Genomic DNA, 19,204 nt, shown 5'->3' on the forward strand with positions numbered 1-19,204 from the left:
TTCTTTGCCTCATCAACTTAGCTGCCGGAGAAAGATTGTAGTACAATACTCTTTTCAGACTTTGGGCACGAAGCGCATGGAAGATTGATTGAGTGGCTTTAAAAGCCAGTCCAGTGCAAAACGGAGAATTGAACTGGCTGTGCAGCTAATAAAACTATAATCCCCTATTATCTATCTTTGTCCCTTGCGGTTGTAATGACAAGGAATAATTTGTTGTGTTAATTGATGTTACTGTTATGTTATAGCCATTCTAGCCAAAGTCACTGTTCAAAATTTAGGGGATGCTCATGCCGGTTGTTCCTGCTGCTGATAAAAAGTCCGCCAGTGTGGTTTTTGTCTTGCTCATTTCCGCGGCTGCCGCGCTCGGGGGCTTCCTGTTCGGCTTTGATACCGCAGTAATCAACGGTGCGGTCGTTGCCCTTGGGGATCATTTCAAAGTGGGGCCGGTTCTGGTCGGCATGTCTGTTTCTCTTGCTTTGATCGGTTCGGCTTTCGGTGCTCTTCTTTCCGGTTACGTCTCGGACCGTTTCGGCCGGATCCGGCCGATGCTGCTGGCATCCTTACTTTTTACTGCAAGCGGTATAGGTGCAGGCTTGCCCATAACTGTATGGGACTTCATTTTCTGGAGATTTCTCGGTGGGGTGGGGATAGGACTGGCGAGTGCCATTACACCTGCATATATTGCCGAGATATCTCCCGCGGAGCTTCGGGGCAGGTTCGGTTCACTTCAGCAACTGGCAATTGTCACCGGTATTTTTGTGGCCATGCTCAGTAACTATCTTCTTGTGGGGATGGCCGGCGGCTCGGCTGACAATATCCTCTGGCTGGGTTTTGAAACTTGGCGCTGGATGTTCTGGGCCGAAGTTCCTCCTGCTGTTTTTTACGGTGTAGCCGCTCTCATGATTCCCGAATCCCCGCGATATCTTATTGCTTCCAGAAGGGAAAAAGAAGCTGAGGCTGTACTGGTCAAAGTTATCGGTGCTAAAACCCGGGAAAAAGTGGAGGAAATCAGGAACAGCCTTAAAATAGACTGTACTCCGTCATTTGCGGCACTCCGTTGTGATGGAGGTCTGCATCCTGTGGTCTGGTTGGGACTGGGGCTTTCGGTGCTTCAGCAGTTTGTTGGGATAAACGTTATTTTTTATTATGGGAGCATGCTCTGGCGCAGTGTCGGCTTTTCTGAGGAGTCTTCACTGTGGATCACGGTGGTAACCGGATTGGTTAATATCGTCACCACACTGATAGCCATCGTATTTATTGATAAAGTTGGCCGTAAACCTCTGCTGCTTGTCGGTTCTGCAGGGATGTTTGTTACACTCGCTATACTGGCCTATCTTTTCGGGACTGCTCCTCTTGATTCATCCGGTAATCCATCTTTGAGTTACGGTCCGGCAACCACAGCGCTGCTGGCGGCTAATATTTATGTATTCTGTTTCGGTTTTTCATGGGGGCCCGTGGTCTGGGTCCTTCTGGGGGAAATGTTCAACAACCGTATCCGGGCCGCCGCACTTTCTCTGGGGGCGGGGGCACAGTGGGTGGCTAACTTTATAGTGTCAGCCTCCTTTCCTTCGCTGGTCAGCATGATCGGGCTTGGAGCCACTTATTCCATTTATGCATTCTTTGCGGGTGTTTCATTTTTATTCGTAATGTTTCTGGTGAAAGAGACCAAGGGTCGGGAGCTTGAAGATATGGATTAGTCCATTTGTGTCCAGATTGTTCCATAAAAGCATACTTGCAGTTTTTTTCGTTATATTTTGCAGGAAAAAAGAACTTCTGTATTGACTTTGTGTCATTTCATTGACAGTGAATGTGTAGGGTTCCGCATTATTATATGATGCAGGTCCCTTAGATCAGGAGGAACAGCGGGTTTACCCGTTCCCCGGATAAATTTTTGGAGGCCGGATGGCTCTTAATCTCAGTGGAATTATTGGAAACAGTCCCGCGCTTAAGGAGGTCTTTACGGTCCTCGCAAAGGTGGCGCCTACAGACAGTACAGTGCTGGTAACCGGGGAATCCGGCACAGGTAAAGAACTGCTTGTGCGAGCTTTGCACCGCAACAGCAAGCGCAAAGATAACCCTTTTGTTCCGGTAAACTGCGGAGCAATACCTAAAGAACTGCTTGAGTCCGAACTTTTCGGTCATGAGAAGGGGGCCTTTACCCATGCTGTACGGTCCCGGCCCGGACGATTTGAGCTCGCGGATGGCGGAACCATTTTTCTTGACGAAATAGGCGAGATGGACCTGAGCCTTCAGGTCAAGATTCTCAGGGTTCTTCAGGAAAAGGAAATTGAGCGTGTCGGCGGCACATCCATCAAAAAAGTTGATGTGAGAATTGTTGCTGCGACCAACCGGGACCTTGAAACTGAGGTTGCGGCGGGCCGTTTTCGCGAAGACCTTTTTTATCGCCTGAATGTCATCCCCATGCACCTTCCCCCTTTGAGGGAACGTGGTGGGGATGTGCTTCTTCTTGCCAGACATTTTCTCGGTCGTTTCTGCGAAGATAAGGAAATGGAGCCTTTGAAAATAAGGGACGACGCCGCAGATATGCTGGTTTCCTATACATGGCCGGGTAATGTCCGTGAGCTTGAAAATTTCATGGAGCGCATGTGTATTCTCTGCGATGAAGATGAAATTGTGCCCGATGACCTGCCTGAAAAAATATGGAAGGATGTGGGCAAGGAGCCTAAGAAGAAAGTCGTGGAGCTTATGCAGCCCGCAGGTTTTAACTGGCCGACTCTCTCCGATATGGCAGAGCAGGGCGCGGACGGTTTAAAGGATTTTCTTGAAAAAATAGAGGATAGAATCCTGCTCGAGGCTTTGGAAAAATCCGGTGGCGTTAAGAATAAGGCAGCCGAAATGCTGGGTGTCAAAAGAACCACGCTCATTGAGAAGATCAAGAAAAGAAAACTGGAAGTATAGATTATTTTTAATTTTTTCTGTGGTGGATATGCGGGGTAGGCAGGAATATTGCAGAGATACCTGGTTGTGACGATCAGCCGACTTACCGGAGTCTTCCGGACGCTCTTTCTGGCGGCCTTTATTTGGCTCGCCTGCCCATATCCTGGTCTTGCCATGGAGTATTATATAGATACCCGGGCAGACATGGATACTATCCGTTTTGCCTTTGATCAGAATAATCTTTCCGGGAACGTTCGAAGAACCGGCCGCAAACAGGTTACTATCACTTTTCCGCAAAATGCACTTAAGGCTGAAAAGCCGCCCACCCCCCTCCAGCTTGGAGGGCTTCGAATTGTAGACTCCATAAACGTGGGAGCAAGCTCCATTACAATCGGAACCCGTATTACCGGATTCGGATTCATTCGTATTCCTGCGGGTAACGGGGAGATGCTTCTTCAGTTTTTCCGGGACCCCATAGGTTCCAAATGGCGTTCTCCGCAGGAGAAGGCAAGAGCTGAAAAAGCACGTCAGGAGGCTGCCCGTAAGAGAGAGGCAGCAAAGAAAGCTGCGGCCCGCAAGGCAGCCGACAAAAAAGTTGCAGCAGCGAAAAAAAAGTCTGAAAGTACGGCAAGCCCCAAACCACCTGTAATCTCCGAAGTGGACCTGCCGCCTGAGGAAGAGTCTCCTGTTCTCAAAGAAGAATTGCAGGCGGCAGAAGATGACGGGACCGTAGAGCAGGTTCCTCCTGTAAACAGGCGTCCTTTTTATTCCGTTCCATACACCTATAGAGCCCCTGTGGCTAAAGTCGGCCCTGCTGAAGCAAGGACAGTTGATACTTCATCTCCGCCTGCAAGAGCGGGGGGAAATATGGGAGGCGGTGAAGTTGTTCCGCCGGACCCTGAAGTCAGCGGTGAGGTTGCTCCTGAACCGGGTGCGTCAGGGAATGTTGCTCCGCCTGATGAAGGTGTTACCGGGGGGGCTGCCGGGGGAACTATTGGTGGAACAGCGGCAGGAGAAGTTTCAGGACAGGCAACTGGCGAAGTTCAAGTCCCGCAAGCAGAAGATTTTGTTCAGGATTTAGAAATAGAAGCCAGGGATGAAATTGTTGGAGAAAATGCTTTTTCCGAGGAAATTCCATTGGATGAAGCGGAGATGCCGACTGTTCAACCTGTTGCAGCTGAGAACAATGTTGTCAGACAGATTGAAGAGCCTGCTACAGTTTCCGAAAGGCTTCCCGATGGGAAAATAATGTCTCCGAGGATTGCTGAGGGGGGAGCTGTGGGACAGGTTGCTCCGCCTCCGGCTCCTGATTTTGAGGGGGTGTACGTCCCCGATACAGTTCCATATACCGAACCTGAACCACAAGTTGAGCAGCCCCTACAGACAGCGCAGGTGACCGGGGGGGGCGGTACAACCCAATCCGATGCTCCTGTAAAAGCAGGCGGAAGGGGGGGCGCTTCCATACCACAGGCTTCCGGAAGTGTTGAGCCGCCCGCAGGGCAGGCTTCGGGCAGAGTTTCCGCCCCTGTTCAGGGGCAGGCCGCAGGAAATGTTTCCCCGCCTGATGCGGGAGTGTCGGGCCAGATTACTCCACCACTTTCAGAAGGCAGCATTGAGGCTGATGAGCTGCCTGTTTTGGGAGAAGGAGAGGCTGAAGATCTTTATGAAGGGCTGGGAGAAAATGGAACTTTTGATGATTTTTATAATGCTTCAGACGCATATCCGGTAGAACAGACAGGCCAACTCACTGAGATAGAGCAGGCTGAATCAGAGGAAGGTCAGAAAGCGCCGACACTGGAAGAAAAATTGAAAATTGCCAAGGGAGTGCTTTTGGCAGCCGAAGGTGCGTTGGATGAAGGGGAACTTGAAACTGCGGTTAACGGTTTTAAGGAAGTTTCCCTCATGCCCTACGTTCCCACTGAGATGCGTTTACGGGCATTGTACGGTAAGGCGGAGGCTCTCACAGAGTTTCACAGAGGCAGCCTTGCTGATAATTTCGGTGAGGTGTCAAGTTCGTGGATGGAAGCCATGAATGCGGACACCAAGTCTCCTAATGTCCCCATGGCATTGCTGAATCTTGGTCTGATCAATCTTAAAGTCGGAAACATGCCCGAAGCCAAAGCATATTTCAATCTGCTGAAAACCCAGTATCCCAATGACCCCAACATCCCTTATATCAGCTACTACTGGGGTGAATATTATCTCGCCCGTGAGGAATATGAAAAAGCTGCTGACCAGTTTCAGTATCTGGTCCAGATGTTTCCTGACAGCAAGATTGTGCGTGATGCAGCTCTCGGGCTTGCCAAATCTCTGGATAAGCTCGGATACAACGAGCAGGCCTATCAGATTGTAGACTACATTGATAAACGCTGGCCCCGTTTTTATATTGAGGATCTCGAATTCCTGCTAATGGCGGCAAACACTCAGAATCGGTTGGGCAAGCTCAATGATGCCAAGGGAAATTACTGGGCGTACTACAACCTTGCCCCGGAAGCCAAAGAATCAGACATCGTGCTTGCCCGCATAGGGGATATCTATCTCAAGCAGGGAGACAAGACTGCAGCCAAGGAAATCTACGAGAAGGCCGCCAAGGAATTTCCGGAAAGAGAGGGCGGACTGGTCGCCATGATGCGACTGGCTGAAGAGGGGATCTATGATGATCCCAGTATGGGCGAAATGGACAAGGTCTTTGACCGTCCGTATAACCTGCGTCCCCAGAAAATTTATAACCGCATAATTGAAAAACACCCCGACAGCCCATTGGCTCCTCTGGCACAGCTGAAACTGGGTATGTGGTATTACTGGAATAAAAAGTACGGTGAGTGCCTCGGAGCTGTGCAGGATTTTCTGGACAAATATCCGCGAAGCGCTTTGCGCGAAAAAGCCAGTCAGCTCGGTACAAGGGTCTTTGACAAGGCCGTTCCTGAGCTGGTCAAGGATGAAAACTATGGCCGGGTTATCGGTTACTGGAACAAGTACGCCAAGAAAAATAATGAAGGCAATGATGTCAATGATGAAACCAGACTGGGCGTAGCACTAAGTTTCTGGAAAAAGGAACAGCCGCAGCGTGCACTTGATCTGATTGACCGCTATCTGCAGGAAAAGCAGGTTCCAAAGTATTCCAAAATGGCGCTGGATATGGCTCTTGGAATATATGTGGAAGAACAGGCCTGGAGTAAAGTCACCAATCTTGTGAATCTGGCAAAGGACAGCTGGGAACTTGATCCCAAACAGCAGGTTCATATAGAATATGCTCAGGCCATGGCTTTTGAGAATTTGGGCGAAACGGAAAGGAGTACCCCCCTTTGGGCCGGACTGGCTTCAAATCTGCTTCTGCCGGAATCTTCAAGGGCTTACGCCATGTATTATATGGCAAAGTCATCCATGAAAAAAAAGGATCTGAAAAAGGTTTTCGTCTACGCTCAGGAGGCATTGACCATGCTTCTTGAAACAGGCGGAGATCGGGAAAAGATAAAAGATTGTATTCTGATGACTATTTTTGCTGCAGAAAGTTCCGGACGTTATCGGGAAGCTCTTAAATGGGCGGCAGAATACGACAAGTACATTCCTCTTTCCGATCCGGAGTGGGCCTCATCCAGATTCAGGCTGGCCCAGCTTTATGAAAAGGCTGGCGCTATGGCTGAATGGAAAAAGCTCATGGAAGAAGTGGCAGAAAAAAGTCCGGATGATCTATACGGTCGGCTGGCGACCTCGGCACTTGAAACTCACAAGATCGAGCAGGAAGCTTCCAAATTCAAGCCCGATCCGGTTTTCCAATAATTTGCAGGCAGGTAATTATGAATAGACAGCCCGTAGTGGACGGTAAGTTTTATACTGATAATCCCCGGCAGTTGAGAAGTGAACTGGAACAGTATGTGGGTAAAGTTGCCGATAAGTCTAAAAAACCATATGACAGACTGGTGATGCTTCCTCATGCCGGATATATGTTTTCCGGTTCTCCCTGCGGCAAAACACTTGCTCAGGCTAATCCCGCTCCCAATGTAATACTGCTGGGGCCGAATCATACCGGGCTTGGCGCGCCTATGTCTGTCTGGGCTTCCGGGGCATGGGAGTTTCCCGGAGGGAAGCTTGAGGTCAATGAAAGACTGGCCCGTAAAATAATTGAAAGCGGAGCCGGGTTTGTTGAAAATCAGGCGGCACACTCCAGAGAACATTCGCTTGAAGTTATTATCCCTTTTCTGCATCACATAAATCCTGAAACAACCATAGTTCCTGTCTGTGTTTCAGAGTCATCTCCTACGGCACTGCACAAGGCCGGGGATGCTTTAGCGGACATTATCTCAGCGAGCGATGAGCCTGTTTCAATAGTGGTCAGCTCGGACATGAGCCATTTCATTACCGCCGCCAAAGCCAAGAAGATGGATTCGATGGCGCTTGAGGCCATTATCCGTCTGGATCCCAAAGATTTATATTCCATTGTATCATCCAACCAAATCAGCATGTGCGGTGTTCTGCCTATGACAATGGGTATGTTCGCGGCACTTAAACTCGGGGCCTCGTCGGGCAGGCTGGTTGATTACACTAATTCCGGACAGGTTACCGGAGACTATGAAAGTGTGGTCGCTTACGCGGGAGTAATTATTTCATAGCACTTGCCAATCATCCAAAGCGGCATTATCTGTACTGATCGGTTCGACAAAAAACGAAACGAAATAGAACGATAATGCCCGCACAGGGTGAAGGATATATCTGTTATGAGTTTTTCCAGCGGTTATGCCATCGGTATTGATACCGGCGGCACATACACTGATACTGTTCTCCTTGACTGCGCTGATATGAGTGTGGTCGCCACGGCCAAATCTCCCACTACCCATCATGACCTGAGCATCGGACTGTCTTCGTCACTTGATAAGGCAATGAGCCGGAGCGGGATCAATCCGGATGATGTCAGGCTTGTTTCTGTCTCCACGACACTTGCAACCAATGCGGTGGTAGAGAATAAAGGTGCGCGTGTAGGGCTTTTTATGATCGGCCCGACCAAGGCTCTCAAGCTTCCGGTTGTGACGATGCGTTTTGTGGAAGGCGGGCACAAAATCACAGGGGCCGAAGAAGATCCTCTGGACATAGAATCCCTTGTTGACGGACTGCAGGATATGCGCGGACATGTTGATGCTTATGCTGTCTGCGCCGCCATGAGTTTCAAGAATCCTGCACACGAACTCATTGCCGAAAAAGCTATTTCACTTACCGATCCCAAGCCTGTTTTCTGTTCCCATACAATCAGTACCCGCGCCGGGCAGAAGGAAAGAGCGGCAACCGCCGTTCTCAATGCCCGCCTTATGCCTGTTATGAAGGAATTCCTTGCGGGCGTTGGCAAGGCCCTTGATGCACGGGGGCTTGGAAAATCAGTTGTGGTCATACGAGGTAATGCAACTTCCATGAGCATGGAAAATGCCGTGCAGCGGGCGGCTGATACTTTTGCCAGCGGTCCCGCTTCCACTGCCTACTACGGAAGCATTTATTCCCCTGCCGCTGACGCTCTGATTGTTGATGTGGGGGGAACTACAACGGATGTAACTCTCATTCGCGATTCACGTCCGACAATTCAGGAAAGCGGAAGTATCATCGGCGAGTGGGAAACTCACGTTGAAGCTGTTGAGATGTTCACCGTCGGCGTTGGCGGGGATAGTTTTTCACGTATAAACCGTTCCGGGAAATTGGAAGTCGGTCCGGGCAGAGTCGTACCTCTTTGTATGGCCGGAGAGATTCCGGCTCCTGCAGGGTGGATCGGGCAGGGACATGATTCCCATCTGATCAAGGTAGGTCCTGCCGCTGAAAGTGTTGACGAAGCTGCAATTGAATTTCTCAGAGAAAACGGCCCTGCTACCTTCACCAGAATGATGGAAGGGCTAGGAGTGGGAGAAATCAAGCTGACCGGACTTGTCTCTTCACTTGTAAGGGAGCAGATCGTTGAGGAAGTCGGTTTTACTCCGACTGACGCACTGCATGTTCTTGGTGAACTTCAGATCGGAGATTCTTCCGTGTCTGTTGAAGCTGCCGGAGTCCTGGGGGCTGTGTTCGGCCTTGATGCTGAAGGTTTTGCCCGGATGGTGCTTGAAGAGACCAGATTTAAAATCGAAAATGCTATGCTTGAGCATATTGTTCGCAAGGAGATCGGCGGAAATATGGCCGGGATTATTGCCGGAAGATCTTCAAGTCCTCTGGTCAGTTTTGAGCCTTCGTTGAACCTGCCCATAGTGGGAATCGGAGCAGCTGCCGCAAAGCTTCTGCCCGAGGTGGCAGATAGACTGCACACTGAGGCTGTTTTTCCGGAGTATCATGAAGTGGGAAATGCTCTTGGAGCTGTGAAAATGGCTCTTGATAATATGACAAGGGAGGCTCAGTAATGTTTGATCGCAAACCGTCCGCGTGGGAATACTGCCTTGAAGGGGCCAGTGAAAATGCTGAAACTGAAGTGGTGCATGGTTGGATCTTTAAAGACGGCAAGTGGGTAAGCCACGCCTGGTGCGAATTCGCAGACAGGGTTATTGATCTTACTATGTCCACTCACTCTACGGATAAGTTCAACTACTACCTGACCAATATGGTCAGTGATCAGCGTTGCATCCGTTATTCCCGTATTGATTTTTTTAAACTGGTCGGTGACGAAGGTCATTTCGGACCGTACGACAAGGATTTCTTTTTTGCTGAAACAAGTGACAGGGACCCTCTTGAAGTGATTGAGTCCCGCAAGAGTGAGTAGGATGTCTGCCGGACTTTTTATCACCGGAACAGGAACAGATGTAGGCAAAACTGTTGTGACTGCGGGACTTGCACGGTTTCTGATGCAGGCAGGACACAGTGTGCTTCCGGTAAAGCCTGTTCAGTCTGGCGGTATCCTGAATGCTGAAGGCAGACTGGATTCCCCGGACGGTGAAGTATACAGGGCTGCCGGGGCAACGTGGATACCTGAAAATCAGTGTCCCTTTATCTTTGAACCGGCATGCTCTCCACATCTGGCAGCAAATCTGGCCGGAGAGGATTTGGATATCGGGCAGATCGCCAAAAAAGTGCGATATCTTGAATCTGAAGGAATTCTGCTTGTTGAAGGAGCCGGAGGGATAATGGTTCCCATCAATGAAGAATCCACCATGCTGGATCTCATGAAGGAACTTGATTACCCTGTAGTTCTGGTTTCCGAAAACAAGCTGGGGACGATTAACGAAACTCTTCTTTCGATCGGTGCTCTTCTTGATGCCGGGCTTGATATCACCGGTGTTGTCATGACCTCCGCCAACGGTCCCGCCCCTTGTGAATATGGCATGGCTGAAGACAATATTCGCACTATCGAGCAGTTCTCGGGAATTAACGTGCTGGTTTCTATCCCACATATCAAGGATTGGAACTGTTATGATACCAGATGCTGGGAAGAAGTGGATTCATCTTTCTCTTCTTTGAATGCCGATACAATTCTCGTTTAGGAAGTCCTGAGCTTATCTTCCATAGTCTCACTTAACTCTTCTGCCTAAGTCTCCGGCACAAATATCAAATAACAGGAGCAAGAATGCCCATTACAGATTCCATGCTGCAGTTTGATCGTGAACACATCTGGCATCCTTATACTTCCGCGGTTAATCCGCTCACGGTTTTTCCTGTGAAGCAGACCGAGGGGGTCAGGCTGATTCTGGAAGATGGCCGTGAACTGATTGATGGCATGGCTTCTTGGTGGTGCGCCATTCACGGATATAATAATCGGGTTCTGCGAGAGGCTCTTTGCGTTCAAGCGGAAAAAATGCCGCATGTCATGTTCGGCGGTCTCACTCATGAACCCGGTATCCGGCTTGCGCAGAAGCTGGTGGAATTATCTCCCGCCCCCCTGCAGCATGTCTTTATTGCCGATTCTGGGTCCGTTTCTGTTGAAGTGGCTATCAAAATGGCTATCCAATACTGGTATGCCGCTGGAAAGCCCGAAAAAAACAGGTTGATGACTATCCGCAACGGCTATCACGGCGATACAATCGGCTGCATGGCTGTGTGCGATCCGGTCAACGGCATGCACTCAATGTTTACATCCGTGCTCCCGCAGCATGTTTTTGCTGATGCTCCTCCCTGCAGGTTTGATGGTGGGTGCAGTGATGAGGACTTCGCGGATTTCAAAAATAAAATAGAGAAGCATGCCCATGAACTGGCTGCCGTAATTCTGGAGCCTGTTGTTCAGGGGGCAGGCGGCATGCGTTTTTACCCGCCGGAATATCTGAAACGGGTTCGTGAAGCCTGTGACGAGCATGGAGTTCTGCTCATTTGTGATGAAATAGCCACTGGATTCGGCAGGGCAGGAGCTATGTTTGCCAGTGAGATAGCTGGGATAAGCCCTGATATAATGTGTGTAGGCAAGGCCATAACTGGCGGGATGATGAGTCTGGCGGCAACTCTTGCCACAAGCGAAGTTGCCAGGGGGATTTCTTCGAAAGGCGGTGTCTTCATGCACGGGCCTACCTTTATGGGGAACCCGTTGGCTTGCGCTGTTGCAAATGCATCTCTGGACCTGCTTGTTGAATCTGGATGGAAAGAGAAGGTGGACGGCATTACCTCATCTTTGCGTTCGGGGCTTGCTCCTTGTGAGCAGCTTTCATCTGTTGCTGATGTACGTTGTCTGGGCGCAATCGGTGTTGTGGAGTTGAAAAGTCCAGTGGATATGGAATTCATCCAGCGCGAGTTTGTTAAGCGGGGCGTTTGGGTCCGGCCTTTTGGTAAGCTTATTTATGTTATGCCTCCTTACGTTATGTCTCAATCGGAGCTTGAAACCCTGACCTCGGCAATTTATGAAGTGGTCAGTCTGCATAAGGGATAGTTTGATGGATAGAAGTGAAAAGCAGAAACTCTGGAAAGCCGCGACTTCCGGAGCGGCGATAGATGAACGCACAGCTGTTTCGGTGCTAGGGGCCTCCCACGGCGAATTGCCCGAAATCCTTCATGCGGCGCATACCGTCACTTCACGGCGCTTCGGTAGAGAAGTAAGCCTCTGCGCCATCGCCAATGTCCGCAGTGGAAACTGTTCCGAGGATTGCGTGTTTTGTGCCCAATCCAGCCATTTTACAGGTACCCCGGCTCCAAGCTATCCGTTGATGCCGGTTGATGAAATCCGGGAATGTGCCGACAAAGCCGGGAAATCTCCGCTTGAATTTTTCAGTTATGTGACCAGTGGAAGGGCTCTGCCGCAAAAATCTCTGGATCATGTATGCGAGGCGGTTGACGGCATGCGGGACAAGTCCTTCTGTCATTGCGCTTCCCTCGGCTGTCTTGATTATGAGTCTCTGAAGAAGCTCCGGGAATCCGGAGTGGTGCGCTATCATCATAACCTTGAGGCTTCGGAAAGTTTTTTCCCCAATGTCTGTACCACCCACAGTTACGCTGACCGCATCCGCACAGTTCGCGATGCAAAAAAAGCGGGACTGGAAGTCTGTTGCGGGGGGTTGCTCGGACTTGGCGAAAGTCACGGACAGAGGGTCGAACTTGCCATGGCTGTTGCTGCCGAGGAGGTTGATTCAATTCCTCTCAACTTTCTGGTTCCCATCCCCGGGACGCCTCTTGAAAATGTTGAGCCTTTGCAGCCGCTGGAAATCCTGCTGACAATAGCAATGTTCCGTTTGACCAATCCTCATGCGGAAGTCCGCATGGCTGCCGGACGTGCGGCACTGCGTTCGTTGCAGTCGTTTATATTCCATGCGGGGTGTAATGGACTGATGGTCGGCGATTTTTTGACCGTATCCGGTCAGGGAATAGAAAATGATTTGACCATGCTTGAGGATCTGGGGCTTGAAGTCCGTTCCAAATCCTCAGAGTGAAATTATTTTTGTCACAGCAGTCCTTATTTGCTTTTTTTCATAATGTATTTTTTGAATTGATGGGCAGTTTTCAGCTCAGAGTCTAAATCAATGGCTTTGTCCAGATGCATCAAAGCTTCTGCGTTTTCTCCGATTTCGAAGTATGCCCGTGCAATATTAAAATGCAGGTTCTCGTCTTCGCTCAGCTCAAGTGCTTTGCTATAGAAGTTGATTGCTTCCTCATAAAGCTTCTGTTTCCGAAGGGAGATTGCGGCTGAGTTGAATTCTTGTCTTTTTTCTTCGATAAATTCGGGACTTTGGTTGCTTAGAGTCTCGACTATCTCCAGAAGTCGCGCATGAGCCAACGGGCTGGAAAGGTCTATATTATTTTTGTTGGGTTCCATCAGAAAAGCTTTCATCAATATCTGGACCTTCTCGTGTTCGGAGTCCGGTTCAAAATTGTCAGTGCCTGCAGCAAGTCTTTCTTTCAGCAGTTCCAGCTCTGGAAGAGGATGGTTGAGATAGTAATCAATTTCAGGTGTGAAAGATGCGATGAATTCATCCCTGCTCATGGTTGAAAACATTCCGGACGGAATACTCTTCATGTTGAGCGGCTGCACGTTGTATTCATCGGCAGATCTTGAAACGTAATAATAAGTCTTTGTTTCACGGCTCTGCATTGTCGAGCCTGTTCCGGTGTGGTCTTTGATGTTTTTAGAGTAAATCCCCATAACCTGAGTCAAGTTTGCCATAGACGTCCCCTTCGCCAACTGATTCATTTCTCCCCCGACATCAATTGATAAATTATAAAAAAAGCCCGTTATTTATAAACGGGCTTCAGTTTTTTGTCGATTAGAAATCGATTGTCATTACAAAATTATAATCTGCCTTCCTCAACTGCATGGCATGCGCAAAGGCGGTCTGTTCCCACATCCCGGGCCATGGGAATTTCTTCCCGGCAGCGGTCGTTCGCGTGTGAGCAGCGACCGTGGAATACACATCCTGAGGGCAGGTTGATAGGTGTGGGCACATCACCGGAAAGGTGAATATGTTTTTTCTTTTCGCCGCCGAGAGTCGGGATAGCCGAAAGCAGCGCTTTTGTATAAGGATGCTGCGGATTGGCAAACATTTCCTTCGCCGGAGCAAGTTCGCACAGGCAGCCAAGGTACATAACCGCTACACGGGTGCTTATGTGCTCCACCACGGAGAGGTCGTGGCTGATAAAGAGATAGGTCAGACCAAGGTCCTGCTGAGCATCCATGAGCAGGTTCAGAATCTGGGCCTGAATGGATACATCAAGAGCCGCGATCGGTTCATCCGCTACAATGAATTCAGGTTCCACAGCCAGAGCACGGGCAATGCTGATGCGCTGGCGTTGACCGCCGGAAAATTCATGGGGGTAGTTGTCTGCCCATTCCGGGTCCATTCCCACACTGCGCATTACATCGTGCAGCTTGGTTTTGGCATCTCCACGGGAAATGCCTTTGTTGTGGAAATAGATCGGCTCCTCAATAATCTGACGTACTGTCATGCGCGGATTGAGGGATGCATAAGGGTCCTGAAAAACCATCTGCATTTTTCTGCGGTATGGAAGCATCTGGGTTGCGGAAAGGTTGTCTATCCGCTCCCCGGCGTAATGGACTTCCCCGGAGTTGGGCGGATATAGGCCCATGACCGTTCGGGCAAGTGTTGATTTACCGCAACCGGATTCGCCTACCACGCTCAGCGTTTCACCTTTTCTTATTTCAAAACTGACGCTGTTGACAGCTTTGACCAAGGTGTGCCTGCGTGTGATGCGTCCGTTTTCCATTTTCAACTGGTCAAGCAGTCCGCCGGAAATGTCGAAATGTTTGACCAGATTTTCAATTTTCAGAAGGGAATCGGTTTGCATGACTAATCCCGGTTATATTTTGTCGGCGTGATGGCAGGCCACCAGAATGCCGGAGTTATTTTCTATAAGAGGCGGACGCTCCTGTTTACAGATGTCCGTACAGTGTTCGCATCTGGGATGGAAAGGGCATCCTGCAGGCATGTTCATCAATGAGGGCATGGCTCCGGGAATCTGAGTCAGACGGTCTCCGGCTCCCCCGGTCTGGGGAAGGGCTGCGATAAGACCACGGGTGTAAGGGTGCCCGGGAGCCTCCGTTACCTGTTTCGTAGATCCTGTTTCAACTATCCCGCCCGCGTACATAACGGCGATACGCTGGGTTACCTCGGAAACAACCGCAAGGTCATGGGTGATCAGTATAAGGCCCATGTTTTCGGTTTCACAGAGCTCAAGCAGAAGGTCCATAATCTCGGCCTGAATGGTAACGTCCAGAGCCGTTGTAGGCTCATCCGCAATGATCAGAGCCGGATTGGTCAGCAGTGAAATGGCAATTACGATACGCTGGCGCATACCTCCGGAGAATTCATGCGGGTACTGATCCAGACGCTTGCTCGGAGAGGGAATGTAGACCTTTCTAAGTTTTTCAAGAGCGATCTCTTCGGCTTCCTTACGGGTGACATTCATGTGGGCCAGAACCGTTTCAACCATCTGGGTTCCCACGGTGAGAACCGGGTTAAGGGTCATCATGGGGTCCTGAAAGATCATAGAGATACGGTTACCGCGGATGCCGCGCATTTTCTCAAATGGAACTTTTGCAAGATCCTGCCCTTCGAACATGATCGAACCATTGGAAATATAACCCGGCTTGGATATCAGGTTGATAATTGAAAAACCGGTAACGGATTTACCTGCTCCGGATTCTCCTACAAGCCCCAGCCTTTCACCTTTATTCAGGGTGAAGCTGACATTTCGCACTGCCTCAAGGGGACCCTGACGCAATGCAAACTCAACACTCAAGTTGTTTACATCAAGAAGCGGTTGCATTTTTATCCCTTGTACAGTTTGGGGTTGAGGAAGTCTCTAAGCCAGTCTCCAAGCAGGTTGATGACCAGAATAAGCAATACGAGCACGATTCCCGGAAACATGGTTATCCACCATGAACCACTGAATATGTACTCAAAACCCACGTTGATGAGTGATCCCAGAGAGGGCTGGGTTACAGGCATGCCAAGTCCTACAAAGGACAGAGCCGCCTCACTCATGATTGCGTTTGCAACCTGAATGGTGGAAATAACGAATACCGGTGAAAGGGTGTTGGGTAGCACATGGCGCAACATGATCCTTTTCTGTGAAAATCCGATAACCCTAGCGGCTTCAACATATTCCTTTTTCTTTTCAGCTAAAACCGAAGCACGGACAGTCCTTGCGTATTGCGGCCATTCTGCAAAACCGATGATAAGAATCAGCAGAGGAACGGCAATCTCTTCATACTTGGCCACACCGAAAGCCGCCTGAAAGATGGCGGAGATGAAGATTGCGACCATGTAGGTGGAAAAGGAAAGCTGAACATCAGCGATACGCATCAGGATTGATTCAACCCTTTTGCCCATGAAACCTGCAACAAGACCTGTCATGATGCCAAGGAAGGCCTGCAGGGCCACAGCGCCGAAACCGATGATCAGGGAAACTCTCATGCCGTACAGCATGGTTGAGAAAAGATCTCGTCCCTGGGCATCAGTGCCGAGGATGAAATCACTGTTTCCACCGTCCATCCAGACGGGTGGGATCTCAGCGTCCATTATATTTATGTTATGAGCATCGTATGGATTGAAAGGCGCGATGAGCGGCGCAGCAAAACCCATGAACAAAAGCACGACCAGAATACAGAAGCTTGTTAGAGCAACCTTGTCGTGCAGAAAATCGTGCAGAAAATAAGATTCCTTGAATCTCTGCCAGCGTGATCTGGTTCTCATTTATTTTTGCCCCGTAATTCTGACCTGCGGGTTGACGAGTCCGTAAATGACATCAACCACGGTGTTAACAACAACGAAAATAAGCCCGACCACTACTAGGTAGGCAACCATCAGCGGGGCGTCCCCGCGCTCCACCGCTTCAATGAACATGAAGCCCATGCCCTGCCACTGGAATACGGTTTCGGTCAGGATGGTGAATGCTATCATGGTTCCGAGCTGAACACCGCCGACCGTGATGACCGGAAGCAGGGTGTTTTTGAATGCATGTACAATCCAGACTCTTTTGGGGGTCAGCCCTTTGGCCCATGCGTATTTGATGTAATCATTTTCGAGGACTTCCATCATTTCCGAGCGAATGAGTCGAATGAAAAGTGGGAGCATGATGGAAGACAGTGCCAGAGCGGGCATAATAAGGTGCAGCCAGCCGTCAGCTGTAAGGAATCCGGTGCGCCATCCGCCGATATTCACGGTTTCCCCTCGCCCGTAGGACGGCAACCAGTGCAGTTCAACTGAAAATATATAAATCATTAAAATAGCTGTTAAAAAAACGGGTATTGATACACCTACAATTGACCCGCCCATAACAAAGCGCGAAAAAAGTGCCTTGGGCCGGATTGCCGAGTAGATTCCCAGCGGAACCGAAAAAATAACAATAATAATGGCGGAACAGATAACCAGCTCAAGTGTGGCTGGTGCTTTGCTGAGAATAACTTCAAGGGCTGATTTTTTATAAAAGAAGGACCTGCCGATATCACCCTTGACAGCACCCTGCATAAAACGTCCGAACTGGACCATGAAAGGATCGTTCAGGCCAAGTTCTTCCCTTATCTTTTCCCTCTCAGCCGCTGAAACGGATACACCGGTAATTTCCCTTACCGGATCACCGAAGCTCTGCTTGATGGCAAAGCCTATGAAGCTGATTATCAGCATTACGATGATCGCCTGTGCGACCCTTCGAACTATGAATGCAAACATTTTCTATTTTTCTCCAGACGGACAATGGTCAGCCTCTTAACATGGCAAAGGGAACCCCACATTGGAGTTCCCTTTGTTTTTGTTATATCTTCAAGGATTTCCTCTATTTGATAATCAAGTCACCAAAGTAGGGGAAGTTCTGTACGTTGACGATTTCTTCGGTGTTCATACCGTCCTTGGATGCCCAGGACAGGTTCTGCCAATGCAGGGGAACAAATGCGGCTTCATCGTAAAGGATTTTTTCAACTTTCTGCAGCATGGCGTTTCGCTTGGTGAGATCGGTTTCAGTCTGGGACTGAATTACCAGGGCGTCAACTTCCGGGTTGCAGTAGGTTCCGCTGTTGTACTGACCGTAACCGGTTTCAGTGTTGATGCACATGAGCAGGAATTCAGTGTAGTTGGCAGAGTCTTCGGTGTCAGGATGCCAGCCGATCATCTGGATATCGGCAACCTTGGCATCGAACTGATCCCAGTACTGAGCCTTGGGCATGGTCTTCAGGTTAACCTTGATACCGATTTTGCCAAGCATGGAAACGAAAGCTTCAGCAATTTTCTCATCGTTAACGTAACGGTTGTTGGGTGCGATCATGGTGCACTCAAAGCCTTCTTCGTATCCTGCTTCCTTCATCAGCTGCTTTGCCTTTTCAAGGTCATAGCGGGGCTTGAGTTCAGCATTGTAACCGGCGAAACCTTCGGGGCCCTGCTGACAGGCAACAGTTGCGAAACCTTTCATGACTTTTTCAACGATACCGGTGTTGTCGGTAGCGTAAACGATAGCCTGACGGACTCTGGGATCCTGGAAGGGCTTCTGGCGCTTCTGGTTGAGCTGGAAAGTGATGATGCGGGAGCCGGACATGGTGATGAGCTGCAGACCTTCGGTGGACTCCACGCGCTTAAGGTCCTGAGGCGGAACAGGCATGATGAAGTCTACGTCACCGGACAGCAGGGCAGCAACACGGGTAGCATCGTTTTTAATGGGGGTCAGGATAATAGTGTCTACGTTACCGGCCTTGTCCCAGTATTCGGGGAAAGCTTTGAAAACTACACGAACACCCTGTTCACGCTCGGCAACAATGTACTTACCGGTTCCGGATTCGTTCACGTTGGCAAAAGAGGGGCCGGTCTTAACGATGGCGTCTTTGGGATTACCGTTTTCATCGTTACCGGAGTAGAATTTTCTATCCATGGGGAAAATGTAGGTGGCCATGTTCAGCAGAAGACCGTATGGCTCCTTGGTGATGATGTCGACAGTATTTGCGTCAACAACCTTTGCGGGAGCGAAAGGCTCGAAAAGTCCTTTGTAGTCGGCACTCTTCTTCAGACGTTCAATGGTCCAGACTACATCTTCAGCGGTGAAAGGGTTCCCGCTGTGAAATTTGACACCTTTACGCAGGTGAAAGCGCATGGTCTTGTCATCGATACGTTCCCAGGATTCAGCAAGGCGGGGTTCGAAGGAACCGTCTTTCGCCCAGCGTACGAGGGGGTCGAATACCATGTGGGAGTATTGAAGCATGCCGCCGGAAAGCTGTACATGAGGGTCAAGAGAGACAGGGTCGGCGTCCATGGCCAGTTTAAGGGTTTTCTCGCTGGCAGCGGTTTCCTTTTTGGCAGGGGCCTCTTCCTTCTTTTCCGCGCTGCATCCGGCCAGGCCGAGGGCAAGAGTAACTACTAGCGCAAGAAACAGTAATGAACGTTTCATCCTCACACTCCTTGGAAAGGTAAATACTGTGATAAAAAGTACCAAA

The 19,204-nt window shown here is 49.7% G+C and carries 15 protein-coding genes; 9 read left to right on the forward strand and 6 right to left on the reverse strand.

Features of this window, described 5'->3' with window-relative positions:
* The first annotated feature begins 287 nt into the window (after positions 1 to 287).
* The 9 genes from ACZ5PW_RS06885 (at position 288) to bioB (ending at position 12,704) form a co-directional block, all read left to right on the forward strand.
* Positions 288 to 1,697: a sugar porter family MFS transporter gene (locus tag ACZ5PW_RS06885; protein WP_464559238.1), complete on the forward strand. Its 1,410-nt coding sequence runs from the start codon at positions 288 to 290 to the stop codon at positions 1,695 to 1,697.
* Between the two features lie 205 nt (positions 1,698 to 1,902).
* On the forward strand, positions 1,903 to 2,919 hold the full coding sequence (locus ACZ5PW_RS06890; protein ID WP_464559240.1) for a sigma-54 interaction domain-containing protein: 1,017 nt from the start codon (positions 1,903 to 1,905) through the stop codon (positions 2,917 to 2,919).
* A 48-nt stretch (positions 2,920 to 2,967) separates the two neighbouring features.
* Positions 2,968 to 6,678 (forward strand): tetratricopeptide repeat protein, encoded by a 3,711-nt coding sequence (locus ACZ5PW_RS06895; protein WP_464559242.1) that lies wholly within the window; start codon positions 2,968 to 2,970, stop codon positions 6,676 to 6,678.
* Positions 6,679 to 6,695: 17 nt separating this feature from the next.
* Complete coding sequence (gene amrB, locus ACZ5PW_RS06900) at positions 6,696 to 7,508, forward strand: AmmeMemoRadiSam system protein B (RefSeq protein ID WP_464559244.1); 813 nt, start codon at positions 6,696 to 6,698, stop codon at positions 7,506 to 7,508.
* A gap of 105 nt (positions 7,509 to 7,613) precedes the next feature.
* Positions 7,614 to 9,266, forward strand: a complete 1,653-nt coding sequence (locus ACZ5PW_RS06905) for a hydantoinase/oxoprolinase N-terminal domain-containing protein (RefSeq protein WP_464559246.1) — start codon at positions 7,614 to 7,616, stop codon at positions 9,264 to 9,266.
* Positions 9,266 to 9,622: a hypothetical protein gene (locus ACZ5PW_RS06910; RefSeq protein ID WP_464559248.1), complete on the forward strand. Its 357-nt coding sequence runs from the start codon at positions 9,266 to 9,268 to the stop codon at positions 9,620 to 9,622. The genes ACZ5PW_RS06905 and ACZ5PW_RS06910 overlap by 1 nt, the downstream gene beginning before the upstream one ends.
* A 1-nt stretch (position 9,623) precedes the next feature.
* Positions 9,624 to 10,340 carry a dethiobiotin synthase gene (gene bioD, locus ACZ5PW_RS06915; protein WP_464559250.1) on the forward strand — a complete coding sequence of 239 codons (717 nt, stop codon included), beginning with the start codon at positions 9,624 to 9,626 and terminating at the stop codon, positions 10,338 to 10,340.
* Positions 10,341 to 10,423: 83 nt separating this feature from the next.
* A complete protein-coding gene (bioA, locus tag ACZ5PW_RS06920) occupies positions 10,424 to 11,710 on the forward strand; it encodes an adenosylmethionine--8-amino-7-oxononanoate transaminase (protein ID WP_464559252.1) in 1,287 nt (428 codons plus the stop codon).
* A 4-nt stretch (positions 11,711 to 11,714) separates the two neighbouring features.
* Positions 11,715 to 12,704: a biotin synthase BioB gene (gene bioB, locus ACZ5PW_RS06925; protein ID WP_464559254.1), complete on the forward strand. Its 990-nt coding sequence runs from the start codon at positions 11,715 to 11,717 to the stop codon at positions 12,702 to 12,704.
* A gap of 23 nt (positions 12,705 to 12,727) precedes the next feature.
* On the opposite strand, the gene ACZ5PW_RS06930 is transcribed toward bioB, so the two are convergent.
* The 6 genes from ACZ5PW_RS06930 to ACZ5PW_RS06955 form a co-directional block, all read right to left on the reverse strand.
* Entirely contained in the window at positions 12,728 to 13,435 is a 708-nt protein-coding gene (locus tag ACZ5PW_RS06930; protein ID WP_464559256.1) for a tetratricopeptide repeat protein, read from the reverse strand.
* Between the two features lie 125 nt (positions 13,436 to 13,560).
* On the reverse strand, positions 13,561 to 14,574 hold the full coding sequence (locus ACZ5PW_RS06935) for an ABC transporter ATP-binding protein (RefSeq protein ID WP_464559258.1): 1,014 nt from the start codon (positions 14,572 to 14,574) through the stop codon (positions 13,561 to 13,563).
* 12 nt (positions 14,575 to 14,586) lie between these two features.
* Positions 14,587 to 15,555, reverse strand: a complete 969-nt coding sequence (locus ACZ5PW_RS06940; RefSeq protein ID WP_464559260.1) for an ABC transporter ATP-binding protein — start codon at positions 15,553 to 15,555, stop codon at positions 14,587 to 14,589.
* A 2-nt stretch (positions 15,556 to 15,557) separates the two neighbouring features.
* Positions 15,558 to 16,484 (reverse strand): ABC transporter permease, encoded by a 927-nt coding sequence (locus ACZ5PW_RS06945; RefSeq protein WP_464559262.1) that lies wholly within the window; start codon positions 16,482 to 16,484, stop codon positions 15,558 to 15,560.
* Complete coding sequence (locus ACZ5PW_RS06950; protein WP_464559264.1) at positions 16,485 to 17,459, reverse strand: ABC transporter permease; 975 nt, start codon at positions 17,457 to 17,459, stop codon at positions 16,485 to 16,487.
* 103 nt (positions 17,460 to 17,562) lie between these two features.
* Positions 17,563 to 19,158: an ABC transporter substrate-binding protein gene (locus ACZ5PW_RS06955; RefSeq protein ID WP_464559266.1), complete on the reverse strand. Its 1,596-nt coding sequence runs from the start codon at positions 19,156 to 19,158 to the stop codon at positions 17,563 to 17,565.
* Between the last annotated feature and the right edge of the window lie 46 nt (positions 19,159 to 19,204).

It is taken from the genome of Maridesulfovibrio salinus (genome assembly GCF_055394525.1).